A 14691-nucleotide genomic window follows, 5' to 3' on the forward strand; every position below is an offset into this window, starting at 1 on the left:
AATAATGACCGCGTGACTGCGGCCCCAGCCATTGACAAGAGCCGGATCCACTCCCTGACGCGTCCCAACATGGTCAGCGTCGGGACGATCGTGTGGCTCTCGAGCGAGCTCATGTTCTTCGCGGCGCTGTTCGCGATGTACTTCTCCATCCGCGCTGCGGACTACAGCATGTGGGAGAAGCACACGCCGGTGCTCAACATCCCGTACGCGACGACCTTCACGGTGATCCTGGTGCTGTCCTCGATCACCTGCCAGATCGGCGTGTTCGCGGCGGAGCGGGGTGACGTGCACGCGTTGCGACGCTGGTTCACGATCACCTTCATCATGGGGTTGATCTTCATTCTCGGACAGCTCAACGAGTACCGCGAGCTGGTGCACCACGGCATCAAGATCAACACCGACGGGTACGGCTCGATGTTCTACCTGACCACCGGCTTCCACGGTCTCCACGTGGCCGGCGGCCTGGTGGCCTTCATCATCTTCATGATCCGCACCACCATGGGCCGGTTCACACCGGCACAGGCGACCTCGGCGATCGTGGTGTCCTACTACTGGCACTTCGTCGATGTCGTGTGGATCGCCCTCTTCGCCATGATCTACTGGCTTCAGTGATCTTGGCGAACCGCGCTGTCACATTCCGCGCTGCCGCCCCGTCCCTGAGACAAGGTCGAGAAACCGTTAAGGACACAGGCCATGACTTCTGACACCCCCGCCGACCGGCGCGGCGACCGCGAGCGCGGCCTGCTCGCGCGGCTCCGCCGCGGGCGGTCGACACCCCGCAGCCGGGGCCGCCGGCGTGTGGGCGCCGCGTTCCGCCTGCTCGCCGCGCTGTTGCTGGCCGGTGGCGCGTACACCGTTTTCGCGCCCGGCCTGAACGCCGAGGACACCCCCCAGCTCACCAGCGCCGCCGAGGACGGCCGGGCGCTGTTCGACGTGAGCTGCGTGACCTGCCACGGTCGCAACGCGCAGGGTGTCGACGGGCGTGGCCCGAGCCTCATCGGCGTCGGCGCGGCATCGGTGGAGTTCCAGGTCAGCACCGGCCGGATGCCGATGGCCCGGCAGGAGGCCCAGGCGCCGCGCAAGCCCCCGGTCTTCACTGACGAGGAGATCCGCCAGCTCGGCCAGTACATCCAGGAACTCGGCGGCGGGCCGCAGGTCCCGGACGGCGACCTGAAGGCCGGCGGTGACGTCGCCAACGGCGGCCACCTCTTCCGGGTCAACTGCTCGTCCTGCCACGCCTTCAGCGGCGGCGGCGGCGCCCTCTCGTCCGGCAAGTACGCCCCGTCGCTGAACGATTCGACCGACCGGCAGATCTACGCCGCGATGCTCACCGGCCCGCAGAACATGCCGGTGTTCGGCGACAACCAGCTCACGCCGGAGCAGAAGGCCGACATCATCGCGTACGTCCAGGAGTCGCTGAAGACCGACGGCGACCCGGGCGGGTTCTTCAACCTCGGACGCTACGGCCCGGTCACCGAGGGCGTGGCGGTCTTCCTTGTCGGCATGGTCGCCCTGATCTTCGCCAGTCTGTGGATTGCGGGGAAGTCGTGAGCACGCACACCGAGACCAAGGCGCACAGCGCCGAACAGGAGCCGATCGACGTACACGATCCGCGCCTGACCAACTGGGACGTCCTGCGCGAGGGTGCCCGGCGGGACGACATCGAGATCGTGCACTACGAGCCGCCGTTCCCGGTGCCCGGCACCAAGGCGGAGCGGCGCCTCGTCCGGGTCGTCGCCGGGTTCTTCCTGATCACCGGCCTGGCCGCGACCGCGTTCCTGGCGGTCTACATCTGGTGGCCGTGGGAGCACGAGGCCGGCAACGGCGCCGACAAGTTCTACACGCCGCTGCTCGGGCTGACCCTGGGCATCGCCCTGCTCGGCGTCGGGTTCGGCATCCTGACCTGGGGCAAGAAGCTGATCCCGCACGAGGTCGCGATCCAGGGCCGGCACGACGGCGGCTCGCCGGCGGACGACCGCAAGATCACCGGTAGCACGTTGACGTACATGGTCGACGAGCTGGGCGTGAAGCGTCGGCCGCTGCTCGGCATCTCGCTGCTCGCCGGGCTGGCGCCGGTCGCCGCCGTCGCCGCGGCGCCGTTGGTCGGCGGTCTGATCAAGAACCCGCACACGAACAACCAGATGTTCACCACGGGTTGGGCGCCGGCCGAGGAGGGTGGCACGACCCACCTGATCCGGCTCACCCACTCCGACGGCACCCCGATCCGGCCCGAGGACGTCAGCGTCGGCGGCCAGATCACGGTGTTCCCCGGCATCCCCGGTGGCGCGACCAACAAGCACGCCGACTCCCCCACCCTGCTGATCCACCTGCGGGCCGACGACGCCCAGCTCGCCGCGGAGAACAACGCGCGCGAGGACAAGGCGGACTACATGTGGGGCAACTACATCGCGTACTCGAAGATCTGCACCCACGCCGGTTGCCCGGCCAGCCTGTACGAGCAGCAGACCAACCGTCTGCTGTGCCCGTGCCACCAGTCACAGTTCCTGATCACCGACAACGCCCAGCCGATCTTCGGGCCCGCCAGCCGCAGACTGCCTCAGCTACCGATCTCGGTCGACGAGGAGGGCTTCTTCGTGGCGACGTCCGACTTCAAGGAGACCGTCGGGCCAGACTTCTGGGAGCGGCCGTGAAGCGCCGGAAGAAGATTGACGTAGCCGCGCTGCCCGGCAAGGCCGGAGGCGAGGTCGACGACCGGCTCCAGGTGGCGACCCCACTGCGGGCTCTGCTCAACAAGGTCTTCCCCGACCACTGGTCGTTCCTGCTCGGTGAGATCGCGCTCTTCTCGTTCGTCGTCGTGCTGCTCACCGGCGTGTTCCTGACGTTCTTCTACGACCCGTCGCTGTCGCACGTGGTCTACGACGGCAGTTACGCCCCGCTGCGCGGCCAGTCGATGACCGCGGCCTACGCGACCACGCTGGACATCTCGTTCGACGTGCGCGGCGGCCTGATCATGCGGCAGATGCACCACTGGGGGGCGCTGCTGTTCATGGCGTCGATCGTGGTGCACATGCTGCGGGTGTTCTTCACCGGCGCGTTCCGCAAGCCGCGGGAGCTGAACTGGATCATCGGTAGCCTGCTCTTCTGGGTCGGCTTCCTGGCCGGCTTCACCGGCTACTCGCTGCCCGACGACGGCCTGTCCGGCACCGGTCTGCGGATCGCCTCCGCCATCATGCTGTCGATCCCGGTGATCGGTTCCTGGCTCACCTCGTCGATCTTCGGCGGGGAGTTCCCGGGCGAGGTCATCATGGGCCGCTTCTTCATCGCCCACGTGCTGCTCATCCCCGGTCTCCTGCTCGCGCTGATCAGCGCCCACCTGGGCCTGGTCTTCAAGCAGAAGCACACCCAGTGGCCGGGTCCGGGCCGGACGAACGACAACGTGGTCGGCGAGCGGATGTTCCCCCGCTACGCGATCAAGCAGGGCGGCTTCTTCATGATCGTCTTCGGCGTTATCGCGCTGTTGGGCGGTCTGTTCCAGATCAACCCGGTCTGGCTCTTCGGCCCGTACGAGGCCGCGGTGGTGTCGGCGGCGAGCCAGCCCGACTGGTACGTCATGTTCCTCGACGGCTCGACCCGACTCATGCCGGGCTGGGAGATCCACATCCCCATCGGCAACGGATACGTCATCCCACCGCTGTTCTGGCCGACGGTGGCGCTGCCCGGGGTCCTGACCATGCTGCCGATCTTCTATCCGTTCATCGAGGCGCGGCGCAACAAGGACAACCGGCACCACAACCTGCTCCAGCGGCCCCGGGACGTCCCGAACCGGACCGGCCTGGGCGCCATGGCCATCGCGTTCTACCTGGTGCTGACCCTGTCCGGCGGCAACGACGTCATCGCCGACAAGTTCCACATCAGCCTCAACGCGATGACCTGGGCCGGCCGGATCGGTCTGATCCTGCTGCCGCCGATCGCCTACTACCTCACGTACCGGATCTGCCTGGGTCTCCAGCAGCACGACCGGGAGGTGCTGGCCCACGGCGTGGAGACCGGCATCATCCGCCGGCTGCCGGACGGCCGCTTCGTCGAGGTGCACCAGCCGCTCGGCGGGACGGACGAGCACGGCCACGGCGAACTGGAGTACGCGGGTTGGGTCGTACCGAAGAAGATGAACCGGCTCGGGGCGCTGGGCCCGGCCATCAAGGGCTTCTTCGTGCCGATCGAGAAGCCGGTCGAGGCGCCGGTCTCGCCGGGGCACCCCCCGGTCTCGGCCCGCACCGAGGAGAAGGAGATCAGCGGCAAGCGCTGACCACCGTCACCTGACGAAACGTGGCGCCCACCCTGGAGGTGGGCGCCACGTTCGTTTGCGGGCCGCCACGGCGGCCCTGGGGCGGTTTCCGGGCCGGTGTGGCCGCCCCGTCAGGCGGCGCCGCGCCCCACCATCTCGCCGGACATCCCACCGATCCGGCCGAGACTGTCGAACGTCACCGTCAGCACGCCCTCGGGCAGCCGCAGCCGTACCGTCGAGCCGTCGACCTTCGTCCGCAGCCGGCGCAGGTGTGCGTACGACAGCAGGGCCCGACGGTGGTCGCGGACGAGGCCGTTGGCGAGCGCCTCGCCGATGACCCGGACCGTCCGGGGCAGGTTCGGTGCGGGAAGGGCCAGCTCCGGCCCGTCGATCAGCAGGTGCACGCGGGTGCCCGGCCCGGCCGCGAGCGAGTAGCCGGTCCAGCACCGGGTGACCACCTTCGCCGCCTCGGTGAGCCGGGGGGCGAGGTCCGGGGTGAGCGGGACCTCGGCGTCGGCCAGTTCCCGGATGCCGTGCTGCCGGCCGAACTCGGCCACCCGCAGCGACATGGCGGTGACCTCGGGGGTGAAGCCGGACGGGTTGGCCCACCCCCACAGCCAGGTGCCCAGCCGCTCCGAGGTCGACCCGAGCATGCCGAGCGTGGTGCTCAACGTACCCGCGCCGAGGAGGTCCAGCCGCCGGGCGTTGAGATCGACGTGGAAGCGGTGCTCGCCGAGTTGTTCGGTCAGGTCGATCAGGTGCTCCTGGTGTTCCCAGGAGTAGAACGCGGCATCGTTGACCAGGTCGTCGAGGGTGAGGGGTTCCGTCATGCGGCGGAATATACCGCCCGTTGTCGACCTGACTGTGGCGGTTCATCCCGATACGGACAGTGCCCGGCCGCCGACCGTGCCGGAGGAATCGGCCCCACCGGGGCGGGTACTCGACGCGGACCGGGAACGACGGAGGTAGGGACCATGCGAAGCGCACGAGACATCATGACGCCGGGCGTCACCTGCATCGGGGCGAACGACGATCTGCAGACCGCCGCCCGCCAGATGATGGAACTGGACGTCGGCTCGCTGCCCATCTGCGGCGAGGACAACCAGCTCAAGGGGATGCTGACCGACCGCGACATCGTGGTGAAGGTCATTGCCGCCGGCCGCGATCCGCGCGGCGTCACCGCTGGCGAACTGGCCGAGGGCAAGCCGGTGACCATCGGTGCGGACGACGACGCCGAGGAGATCCTGGAGACCATGAGCGAATACCAGGTACGCCGGCTGCCGGTCATCGACGGGCACGAGCTGATCGGCATCGTCGCCGTGGCGGACGTCGCCCGGGCGCTGCCCGACCGGCCGGTCGGTGACCTGGTCGAGTCCATCTCGCAGCACTGACCGGGTGCCGGGTCGGCGGCCGGACGGCCCCGACCCGGCGGTTCGGCGGGCCGGAGCGGCCCGCCGAACCGGCTATCCGAGCTGGACCGCGGTCCCGGAGACCGCGATGCCGCTGCCGGCTTCCGCCGACACCCCGACGACGATCGTCCCCGGCCGGCCCATGTCGTGGCCCTGGTGGACCGTGAGCCGGGCCGGCGGCCGGACGAGTGCCAGCTCGCGCAGATAGCCACCGAGGGCCGCGGCGGCCGCACCGGTGGCCGGGTCCTCCACGACACCGCCGGTCGGGAACGGGTTGCGGGCGTGGAAGACGTCCGCCGACTCCCGCCAGACCAGGTTCACCGTCACCCAGTCGTTGCGGTTCATGACCTCCAGCAGGGCGGGGCCGTCGTAGTCGAGGTCGGCGAGGCGGGCCCGGGAGGCGACGGCGATGATCGGATGCCAGGCGCCCGCGAAGGCGGCGCGGGGCGGCATCGCCGGGTCCAGGTCGTCGACCGACCAGCCGAGCGCGGACAGCGTCTCGGCGAGGTCCGGCTCGGAGATGGACGCGGTGCGGGGCGGCACACTGGTCAGGGTGGCCTGTACGGCACCGTCGGCGGTCAGTGTGGTCGTGACCTCGACCGGGCCGGACTTCGTACGCAGGCGCAGCGTGCCGGGACCGTGCCGCCGGGCGTACGCGACCGCGGCGGCGATCGTGGCGTGCCCGCAGAAGGGCACCTCGACCAACGGACTGAAATACCGCACGGCCAACTCGCGCACCGCGGGCGGAATGCCGTCGGCTGGGATGCCGTCTGCGGGCGGGATGCCGTCGGCGGATGGGACGCCGTCGGCGGACGGAATCAGGAACGCCGTCTCGGAGAATCCGACCTCGGCGGCGGCGGCCGCCATGGTCGCGTCGTCGACACCGGAGGCGTCGAGCACCACACCGGCGGGATTGCCGCCCGCGGGGTCACTGGTGAAGGCGGCGTACCGCAGGATCTCCATCGGCCGACCCTATCGGCGGGCCGGAGAGCCGAAAACGGCCAGCGGGCCGGATGTGGCCTGCCCGGTTCCGGGTGGGCCACATCCGGCCCGCTGGCCGACAGGCTGGTGGTACGGGTAGGTCAGTGCTCGGCGGTGCGCCGGGTGCCGGTGTAGTACTCGAACAGCAGGCCGCACGCGGTCAGGATGACCGCGACCATGCCGACGGCCACCAGCCAGAGCTGCCAGAACACCAGGCCGAGACCGGCGACCGTGGCCGCCAGGGCGATGCCGAAGGGCCAGTAGCTGCCGGGGCTGAAGAAGCCGATCTCACCGGCACCGTCGCTGATCTCGGCGTCCGGCCGGTCCTCCGGCCGCAGGTCGATGCGCCGCGACACGAACCAGAAGAAGCCGCCGCACATCGTGCAGAGCAGGAACGACAGGGCCAGGGCCACCGTACCGATCCACTCGACGTGGCCGAGCTGACCGTTGGTCCAGAAGCCGTAGACGAAGGTCGCGAAGAGAAGGAACCCGGCGATGATGAGGAATAGGCGCCACTCGGTCTTCATGCCCCGGTCCTCAGCTTCCCGCGCCGCTGGCGCCGTCGTTGCCGAAATTCTGCGCGGTGCGCTTGGTGTCGAACGGCACCGTCGTGACCGCGAACGGCTCCTCACCGATCGCGGTGAGCGCCTGCTGCGGCGTGCTGCCGCCCTGCAGCGCGGCGAGGTACTGGTCGTACCGCTCCGGCGAGACGACCCGCAGCTCGAAGTTCATCATCGAGTGGTAGGTGCCGCACAGTTCGGCGCAGCGGCCGACGAAGGCTCCCTCGGAGTCGATGCTGGTCACCTGGAAGGCGTTGCGGACGTTGCCCGGGAAGACGTCGCGCTTGAAGAGCATCTCCGGCACCCAGAAGGAGTGGATGACGTCCTTGCTGGTCTCCTCGAAGCGGACGGACCGCCCGGTGGGCAGGACCAGGACCGGGATGATGTCGTCCGAACCGAGCACCGACGCGGTCGTGTTCGCGTCGGGGCCGACGCCGTCCCGGTAGTTGAACTGCCAGTTCCACTTGAACGCCACGACCTCGACGGTGATGTCGGGGTTGCGGGAGGTCTTGTCGACGTCGGTCTGCACGATCGCCGTGTAGTAGAAGAGCACGGCGACGATCAGGATCGGCGCGATGGTGTAAAGGAACTCCATCGGCATGTTGAACCGGGTCTGGACGGGCAGCTCGTCGCCACGCTTGCGGTAGCGGATGATGCACCAGAAGATCAGGCCCCAGGTGAAGAAGCCGACGGCCAGGGCCGCGATGGTGGAGCCGATCCACAGGTCGTACATCCGGTTGGCCTCGGGGGTGATGCCGCCCTGCGGCCACCCGAACCCGCCGAACGCGGCACCGACGTCACAGCCGGTGAGCGTGATCAGCGACACCGCACCACCGGCACCGAGGCCGGCCAGCCGTCCAACGCGGCTGCGCGAACTGCGCCTGGCGGCCGTGGGTCCTGATTCCGAGCGCCTTGCGAGCACCTTGTCCTGCCTCCCTGGGAGCGCCGCGGTGGGTGTTGGTTCGTCAGCACCGGCGGCAAGGGCGTCACCGACGGTCGCAGATTACTCGACCATGCCCGGCCCGACGGCCTTGGGGTGGGCGAATGGCGGACCTGACCACGAGGGGGACTACCGTCCTACAGGTGGGCGTGACAGGCGTTTACCTCGACGCGGCGACGGCGGCACCGCCGCACCCGGTGGCCCGCGAGGCGTTGCTGGCGGCCCTGGCGGACGGCTGGGCCGATCCGGCCCGGCTCTACACGCAGGCCCGCCGGGCCCGCCAGTTACTCGACGCGGCCCGGGCCGCGACCGCCGAAACCCTCGGGGTACGCCCCGACGAGGTGTCGTTCACCGCCAGCGGTACGACCGCCGCGCACGCCGCGGTGCTGGGCGGGCTGGCCGGGCGCCGCCGGAGCGGGACGGTGCTGGTGCACTCGGCGGTCGAGCACTCGGCGGTGCTGCACGCCGCGGGGCGGCACGTCGCGGCCGGCGGTTCGGCCGTCCCGGTGCCGGTGGACCGGCTCGGCCGGCTCGATCTCGACGCCTGGTCGGCGGCGGTGGCCGGGCCCGGGGTGGCACTGGCCGCGTTGATCAGCGCCAGCCACGAGGTCGGCACCGTCCAGCCGGTGGCGGCGGCCGCCCGGGCCTGCGCCGACGCCGGGGTGCCGCTGTACGTCGACGCGGCCCAGTCGGTCGGCCGGGTGCCACTGCCGGACGGCTGGTCGGTGCTGACGGCCAGCGCCCACAAGTGGGGTGGGCCGCCCGGTGTCGGCGTGCTGGTGGTGCGCAAGGGCACCCGGTGGGAGTCGCCGTATCCGGAGGACGAGCGGGAGTCGGGGCGTACGCCCGGGGTGGTGAACCTGCCGGCGGTGGTCGCCGCGGCGGCGGCGCTGCGGGCGGTGGCGGCCGAGGCGACGGCGGAGGCGGCTCGGCTGGCGGCGCTGGTCGACCGGATCCGGTCGACGGTGGCGGCGACGGTGCCGGACGTCGAGGTGGTCGGCGACCCGGTGGACCGGCTGCCGCACCTGGTGACGTTCTCGTGCCTGTACGTCGACGGCGAGGCGCTGCTGCACGCCCTGGACCGGCGCGGTTTCGCCGTCTCGTCGGGCTCGTCCTGTACGTCGTCGACGCTGCGCCCGTCGCACGTGCTGGAGGCGATGGGGGTGCTGTCGCACGGCAACGTACGCGTCTCGCTGCACCGCGGCACGACGGAGGCCGAGGTGACCCGCTTCCTCGCCGAACTCCCCGAGGTGGTGGCCGCCCTGCGCGCCGAGGCCGGCGTAACCGACCTCTGACCCATGATCCGCGTGATCAGGGAGTACGTCGGGCGGTCGGCGGCGAGTCGGGGTCCCTGGCCCCTGATCACGGGGATCTTGGGACTCGGCCCCTGATCGTGGAGATCTTGGGAGAGACGGTGTCGGACCCGGAGGTGGGGGTGGAGGCGGTGGAGGTGCTCGACTGCCGGGGGCAGCGGTGCCCGTTGCCGGTGATCAGGCTGGCCCGCCGGCTGCCGGAGGTGCCGGTGGGCACGGTGCTGCGGGTGCTGGCCGACGACCCGGCGGCCGGCAACGACATCCCGGCCTGGTGCCGGATGCGGGGCCAGGAGTTCGTCGGCCCGACCACCGTCGGGGACACCCCGGCGTACGACGTCCGCCGCACCACCTGACCGACCGGCACGCCTGAGGGCTGATCAAGGACTAGTCGTGGCCGATGTGTCCGACCTGGCGCGCAACAAGTCCTTGATCAACGCACCGGCCTCGATCGTGGCGGGGCGGCGGGGGCGCGGCTCAGCGCAGGTATGCCAGCAGGCCGGGCAGCGGGTCGCCGGGGACAGCGGTGTCGACGATCAGGCGCGGGCCGACGTACGGCTCGTATTCGGCCCGCCGGCCGACCACCTGCGCCCAGTCCGGCGTCCCGGCGCCGCCCTCCTCGGCCAGCCGACTCTCGACCCGGCGCCGGTGCTCCGTCTCGTCGCCGCACCACACCTCGACCACCCGCAGCGGCACGCCGGTGCGGTCGGCGATCTCCTGCCACAGCCGGCGGGTCGCGGCGACCGGGTTGACCGCGTCGACGACCACCGGCACACCCATGCCGAGCTGTGTCTCGGCCTGGGCGGCGACGATGCCGTACGCGGCGTGGCCGGGGCGGGGTTCGGTCACCTCGTGCCGGCCCAGCTCACGGTCGACCGGGTCGACGGCGAGCACGGGCACCCGCAGCGCCGACCCGACCTGTCTCGCCAGGGTGCTCTTGCCGACGCCGGGCAGCCCGGCGAAGACCACGAGCAGCGGGCGGGCCGGCGCACCGGTTCGGGTGGTCACGCCGTCACCGCCACGCCCCGGGCAGCGGCGCCCCGGTCACGCGCCCAGGTGCGGGCGTACGTCCTCGGCGACGTGGTCGCCGTACGACTCGCCGAGGCGCTTGACGAAGACGTCGGGGCGTACCTCGTATTCCTGGGTGCCGACGGTCTCCAGCACCAGGGCGGCCAGCAGCGACCCGACCTGGGCGGACCGTTCGAGGCTGAGGCCCCAGGACAGGCCGGCGAAGAAGCCGGCCCGGAAGCCGTCGCCGACACCGGTCGGGTCCTGGGCCTGGACGTCGCGGGCGATCGGTACGTGGATGCGCTCGATGTCGCGACCGGTGATCTCCGCCCCGTCCTTGCCGAGGGTGGTGACGCGGATCTTGACGCGGTCGAGGACCTGGTCACCGGTCAGGCCGGTCTTGGATTCCAGCAGCGAATTCTCGTAGTCGTTGGTGAGCAGGAAGTCGGCGCCCTCGATGAGCCTGATCACGTCGGCGCCGTCCATGCGGGCGAGCTGCTGCGACGGGTCGGCCGCGAAGGCGTAGCCACGGTCGCGGCACTCCTCGGAGTGCCGGAGCATCGCGGCCGGGTCGTTGGCGCTGACCAGGACCAGGTCGAGACCGTCGACCCGGGCGGCGACCGGGGCGATCTCGACGTTGCGGGCCTCGCTCATCGCGCCGGCGTAGAACGACGCGATCTGGCACATGTCGAGGTCGGTGGTGCAGACGAAACGCGCGGTGTGGGCCACCTCGCTGACGTGCACCGATTCGCAGTCGACGCCGTGCCGCTCGAGCCAGGACCGGTAGTCGGCGAAGTCGGCGCCGACCGCGCCGAGCAGCACCGGGCGCAGGCCGAGCTGGGCCATCCCGAACGCGATGTTGGCCGCGACGCCGCCCCGGCGGACGACCAGCTCGTCAACGAGGAACGACAGCGACACCTTGTGCAACTGGTCGGCGATGAGCTGGTCGGCGAATCTGCCGGGGAAATGCATCAGGTGGTCGGTGGCGATCGAGCCGGAAACGGCGATCTTCATGGCGGCCTTCTGGGTCGGCTACGGGGGGCGGTGCGCCCGATCAGCCTACCGGCCGTCCGCCGGTCGGTCGATCGCCCGCCACCCGTCGTTCACCCGCCGGGCGGCCCGCACCCGGCGCCATCCCGCGACCCGTCGGACGCCACCCGGTGCCCCCACCCGTCAGCCGGAAAACGGGTCCGGAAACGCCGACGGGGGTCACGGATCCGTGGCCCCCGTCGGTGTCGTACGGCTCAGTGGAACGAGTCGCCGCAGGCGCAGGAGTTCTGCGCGTTGGGGTTGTCGATGGTGAAGCCCTGCGCGTCGATCCGGTCGGCGAAGTCGATGCTGGCGCCGGCCAGGTAGGGGGCGCTCATCCGGTCGACGACGACCTCGACGCCGTCGAACTCGGTGACGATGTCACCGTCGAGCGACCGCTCGTCGAAGAAGAGCTGGTAGCGCAGGCCGGAGCAGCCGCCGGGCTGCACCGCCACCCGCAGCCGCAGGTCGTCCCGGCCTTCCTGCTCGATCAGGGCCTTGACCTTCTGCGCCGCGACGTCGGTGAGCAGAATCGTGGTCGGGGCCGTGGCCTCGGTCGACTCGGTGTTCGCTGAAGTGGTCACGATGAAGGTCTCCCTGCGCCGATGGCGGTGATCGTTCCGCGGATGTTCCGTGCTGGATGTTCGTACTGACCTGGCCAACGCTAACCGGCCGGCCGGTGATTCCCAATCGGGACTACCTACCCATGGTACGTCGCTGAGAGTCGCGTCACCGGCTCCACTGGCGGGCCAGGTCGGCGGCGATCTCCCGCAGCCCGTCCGCCGGGCGGGTCATCGCCGCCTCGACGCCGCCGCGTTCCTCGCCCCCGAAGTGGTCGACCAGGCTGTACGTCTCGGTGATCCCGGCCACCGCCGCCTCCCGCCGCCCGGTGCTGACCCGGCCGGCCACCACCACGCACGGGATGCCCCGGTCGCGGGCGCTGCCGGCCACCCCGGTCACCACCTTGCCGCGCAGCGACTGGTGGTCGAACGAGCCCTCCCCGGTGATCACCAGGTCGGCCGCGTCGAGCGCCTCGTCCAGCCCGATCACGCGGGTGACCAGCGCGATGCCGGATTCGCAGCGGCCGCCGAGAGCGAGCACGGCCGCACCCAGCCCGCCGGCGGCCCCCGCGCCGGGCAGTGCGGTCAGGCCCGGCGGGCAGTCCGGCAGGGCGTGGGCGAGCACGTCGGCGAACCGCTCCAGCGCGGCGTCGAGGAGCAGTACGTCCTCGCGGGTGGCGCCCTTCTGCGGTCCGAAGACGTTCGACGCGCCGTGCAGGCCGGTCAGCGGACTGTCCACGTCGGTGGCGGCGACCAGTTCGACGCCGCGCAGCCGGGGGGTGCCGCCGAGCCCCTCGGCGGCGGCGAGGGCGGCACCGCCGTACGGCAGGGCGAGGCCGGCGGCGTCGACCGGGGCGGCGCCCAGCGCGGCGAGCATGCCACCGCCGCAGTCGTTGGTCGCCGAGCCGCCCAGCCCGAGGACGATCCGCCGGACGCCGGTCTCGACCGCGGCGGCGACGAGCAGGCCGAGGCCGTACGAGGTGGTGGTCTTCGGGTCCCGTTCGGCGGTCGACAGCAGGTGCAGGCCGCACGCCTGGGCGCTCTCGACGTAGGCGGTGTCGCCGACGACCAGGACCTCGCCCTCGGCCGGCCGGCCGAGGGGGTCGACGGTGCGTACCGGGATCCGCCGCCCGCCGGTCGCCCCGGCCAGCACCTCGACGAAGCCGGGTCCGCCGTCGGCGAGCGGCCGGGCGACGGTCTCGTCGGCCGGTACGACGGAATGCCAGCCCTGCGTCACCGCGGCGGCCACCTCGGGGGCCGACAGCGTGCCGGCGAACTTGTCCGGACAGATGAGGATCCGCATAGTTCGGCAGTGTGGCAGGCCACACCGGCTCGAGGTGACAGTGGGCGCCATTGTGGGAGCATTGGACGCGTGACCGCGACCTGGGTAGAGCCGTCCAACACCGCCACCGCACTGCTGCTGCTGGGGCGGGGATCCGACCCGTCCACCGAGCGCGGCGTGGAGTGTCCGGGTGACCTGCCCGCACCGAGCGACCCCGACCTGGTGGCCCGGGCGACCGCGGCGAAGGCGGCGCTGGGCAGCCGGCTCTTCGTGCTGGGGCACCACTACCAGCGCGACGAGGTGATCCAGTTCGCCGACGTGACGGGTGACTCGTTCAAGCTGGCCCGGGAGGCGGCGGCCCGCCCCGACGCGGAATACATCGTGTTCTGCGGTGTGCACTTCATGGCCGAGAGCGCCGACATCCTGACCACCGCCGCGCAGAAGGTGGTGCTGCCGGACCTGGCGGCCGGCTGTTCGATGGCCGACATGGCCGTGCTCGGCCAGGTCGAGGCGGCCTGGGAGGTGCTGGCCGACGCGGGTGTGGCGGCGTCGACGGTGCCGGTGACCTACATGAACTCGTCGGCGGACATCAAGGGCTTCGTCGGCCGCAACGGCGGTGTGGTCTGCACCTCCTCCAACGCCAAGCGGGCGCTGACCTGGGCGTACGAGCAGGGTGAGAAGGTTCTCTTCCTGCCCGACCAGCACCTGGGCCGCAACACGGCCGTACTGGAGATGGGCTTCTCGCTCGACGACTGCGTGCTCTACGACCCGCACAAGCCCAACGGCGGCCTGACCGCCCAGCAGCTCCGCGACGCCCGGATGATCCTGTGGCGCGGGCACTGCTCGGTGCACGGGCGGTTCACCCTCGACAGCGTCAACGAGGTGCGCGAGCGGGTGCCCGGGGTCAACGTGCTGGTGCACCCGGAGTGCCGGCACGAGGTGGTCAACGCCGCCGACCAGGTCGGCTCGACCGAATACATCATCAGGACGATCGAGGCCGCGCCGGCCGGTTCGGCGTGGGCGGTGGGCACCGAGCTCAACCTCGTACGCCGGCTCGCGCTCGCCAACCCGGACAAGCAGATCATGTTCCTCGACAAGGCGGTCTGCTACTGCTCGACGATGAACCGCATCGACCTGCCGCACCTGGTCTGGGCGCTGGAGGAACTGGTCGCCGGGCGGGTACCCAACCAGATCACGGTCGATGCCGACACCGCGCATCACGCCCGGGTCGCACTCGACCAGATGCTCGCGCTTCCGTAACCGTCCGGGCATCACGGTAAGTGACCAACAATTTACAGTTGGGTAGAAGCGTCCCCTTTTTGTGCCACCTGAAGCCAGATGGGTAACTTATCCCCCATCACCGAGG

16 protein-coding genes are annotated in these 14691 nt (G+C 70.9%); 8 read left to right on the plus strand and 8 right to left on the minus strand.

Translation table 11 applies throughout. The annotated features are described in order from the left end of the window. Positions 1–12 precede the first annotated feature (12 nt). From AB0I42_RS15060 to AB0I42_RS15075, 4 genes are all read left to right on the plus strand, one after another. The gene (locus AB0I42_RS15060) at positions 13–612 is read left to right on the plus strand and encodes a heme-copper oxidase subunit III (protein ID WP_212821133.1); all 600 of its coding nucleotides are present in this window, start codon (positions 13–15) and stop codon (positions 610–612) included. An 81-nt stretch (positions 613–693) separates the two neighbouring features. Continuing rightward, a complete protein-coding gene (locus tag AB0I42_RS15065) occupies positions 694–1551 on the plus strand; it encodes a cytochrome c (RefSeq protein ID WP_357537657.1) in 858 nt (285 codons plus the stop codon). Further along, entirely contained in the window at positions 1548–2651 is a 1104-nt protein-coding gene (locus tag AB0I42_RS15070) for a Rieske 2Fe-2S domain-containing protein (protein ID WP_357537659.1), read from the plus strand. Before AB0I42_RS15065 ends, AB0I42_RS15070 begins: the two co-directional genes overlap by 4 nt. After that, positions 2648–4267 carry a cytochrome bc complex cytochrome b subunit gene (locus AB0I42_RS15075; protein WP_357537661.1) on the plus strand — a complete coding sequence of 540 codons (1620 nt, stop codon included), beginning with the start codon at positions 2648–2650 and terminating at the stop codon, positions 4265–4267. Before AB0I42_RS15070 ends, AB0I42_RS15075 begins: the two co-directional genes overlap by 4 nt. A 110-nt stretch (positions 4268–4377) precedes the next feature. On the opposite strand, the gene AB0I42_RS15080 is transcribed toward AB0I42_RS15075, so the two are convergent. Then, a complete protein-coding gene (locus tag AB0I42_RS15080; protein ID WP_357537663.1) occupies positions 4378–5076 on the minus strand; it encodes a DUF6882 domain-containing protein in 699 nt (232 codons plus the stop codon). Between the two features lie 144 nt (positions 5077–5220). Here AB0I42_RS15080 and AB0I42_RS15085 point away from each other — a divergent pair, with 144 nt between their 5' ends. Further along, on the plus strand, positions 5221–5637 hold the full coding sequence (locus AB0I42_RS15085; RefSeq protein ID WP_357537665.1) for a CBS domain-containing protein: 417 nt from the start codon (positions 5221–5223) through the stop codon (positions 5635–5637). Between the two features lie 72 nt (positions 5638–5709). Here AB0I42_RS15085 and AB0I42_RS15090 read toward each other — a convergent pair whose 3' ends face one another. The 3 genes from AB0I42_RS15090 to coxB all read right to left on the minus strand — a co-directional run bounded on the left by AB0I42_RS15090 (position 5710) and on the right by coxB (position 8118). Then, complete coding sequence (locus AB0I42_RS15090) at positions 5710–6618, minus strand: PhzF family phenazine biosynthesis isomerase (protein WP_357537667.1); 909 nt, start codon at positions 6616–6618, stop codon at positions 5710–5712. 119 nt (positions 6619–6737) lie between these two features. Next, positions 6738–7163: a cytochrome c oxidase subunit 4 gene (locus AB0I42_RS15095; protein ID WP_357537669.1), complete on the minus strand. Its 426-nt coding sequence runs from the start codon at positions 7161–7163 to the stop codon at positions 6738–6740. Positions 7164–7173: 10 nt separating this feature from the next. Next, positions 7174–8118 carry a cytochrome c oxidase subunit II gene (coxB, locus tag AB0I42_RS15100; RefSeq protein ID WP_357537671.1) on the minus strand — a complete coding sequence of 315 codons (945 nt, stop codon included), beginning with the start codon at positions 8116–8118 and terminating at the stop codon, positions 7174–7176. Between the two features lie 161 nt (positions 8119–8279). On the opposite strand from coxB, the gene AB0I42_RS15105 reads away from it, so the two are divergent. Both AB0I42_RS15105 and AB0I42_RS15110 read left to right on the plus strand, forming a co-directional pair. Then, positions 8280–9431 carry an aminotransferase class V-fold PLP-dependent enzyme gene (locus AB0I42_RS15105; protein WP_357537673.1) on the plus strand — a complete coding sequence of 384 codons (1152 nt, stop codon included), beginning with the start codon at positions 8280–8282 and terminating at the stop codon, positions 9429–9431. Between the two features lie 140 nt (positions 9432–9571). After that, complete coding sequence (locus AB0I42_RS15110; protein WP_357537831.1) at positions 9572–9802, plus strand: sulfurtransferase TusA family protein; 231 nt, start codon at positions 9572–9574, stop codon at positions 9800–9802. 121 nt (positions 9803–9923) lie between these two features. Here AB0I42_RS15110 and AB0I42_RS15115 read toward each other — a convergent pair whose 3' ends face one another. The 4 genes from AB0I42_RS15115 to AB0I42_RS15130 all read right to left on the minus strand — a co-directional run bounded on the left by AB0I42_RS15115 (position 9924) and on the right by AB0I42_RS15130 (position 13346). Then, a complete protein-coding gene (locus AB0I42_RS15115; RefSeq protein ID WP_357537675.1) occupies positions 9924–10454 on the minus strand; it encodes an ATP-binding protein in 531 nt (176 codons plus the stop codon). 36 nt (positions 10455–10490) lie between these two features. Beyond that, positions 10491–11468, minus strand: a complete 978-nt coding sequence (locus tag AB0I42_RS15120; RefSeq protein WP_357537677.1) for a carbohydrate kinase family protein — start codon at positions 11466–11468, stop codon at positions 10491–10493. A gap of 230 nt (positions 11469–11698) precedes the next feature. After that, positions 11699–12067 carry an iron-sulfur cluster insertion protein ErpA gene (gene erpA, locus AB0I42_RS15125; protein WP_212821156.1) on the minus strand — a complete coding sequence of 123 codons (369 nt, stop codon included), beginning with the start codon at positions 12065–12067 and terminating at the stop codon, positions 11699–11701. Positions 12068–12212: 145 nt separating this feature from the next. Further along, a complete protein-coding gene (locus tag AB0I42_RS15130; protein ID WP_357537679.1) occupies positions 12213–13346 on the minus strand; it encodes a glycerate kinase in 1134 nt (377 codons plus the stop codon). A 69-nt stretch (positions 13347–13415) separates the two neighbouring features. Between AB0I42_RS15130 and nadA the strand changes: the two genes are divergently transcribed. Continuing rightward, positions 13416–14585 (plus strand): quinolinate synthase NadA, encoded by a 1170-nt coding sequence (nadA, locus tag AB0I42_RS15135; protein WP_357537681.1) that lies wholly within the window; start codon positions 13416–13418, stop codon positions 14583–14585. Positions 14586–14691 lie beyond the last annotated feature (106 nt).

The organism is Polymorphospora sp. NPDC050346 (assembly GCF_040655695.1).
Lineage (GTDB): Bacteria > Actinomycetota > Actinomycetes > Mycobacteriales > Micromonosporaceae > Polymorphospora > Polymorphospora lycopeni.

Coding starts and splice junctions, on each gene's coding strand:
- AB0I42_RS15065 (WP_357537657.1), top strand. CDS start 694: ATGACTTCTGACACCCCCGCCGACCGGCGCGGCGACCGCGAGCGCGGC.
- AB0I42_RS15080 (WP_357537663.1), bottom strand. CDS start 5,076: ATGACGGAACCCCTCACCCTCGACGACCTGGTCAACGATGCCGCGTTC.
- AB0I42_RS15085 (WP_357537665.1), top strand. CDS start 5,221: ATGCGAAGCGCACGAGACATCATGACGCCGGGCGTCACCTGCATCGGG.
- AB0I42_RS15090 (WP_357537667.1), bottom strand. CDS start 6,618: ATGGAGATCCTGCGGTACGCCGCCTTCACCAGTGACCCCGCGGGCGGC.
- AB0I42_RS15095 (WP_357537669.1), bottom strand. CDS start 7,163: ATGAAGACCGAGTGGCGCCTATTCCTCATCATCGCCGGGTTCCTTCTC.
- AB0I42_RS15120 (WP_357537677.1), bottom strand. CDS start 11,468: ATGAAGATCGCCGTTTCCGGCTCGATCGCCACCGACCACCTGATGCAT.
- AB0I42_RS15130 (WP_357537679.1), bottom strand. CDS start 13,346: ATGCGGATCCTCATCTGTCCGGACAAGTTCGCCGGCACGCTGTCGGCC.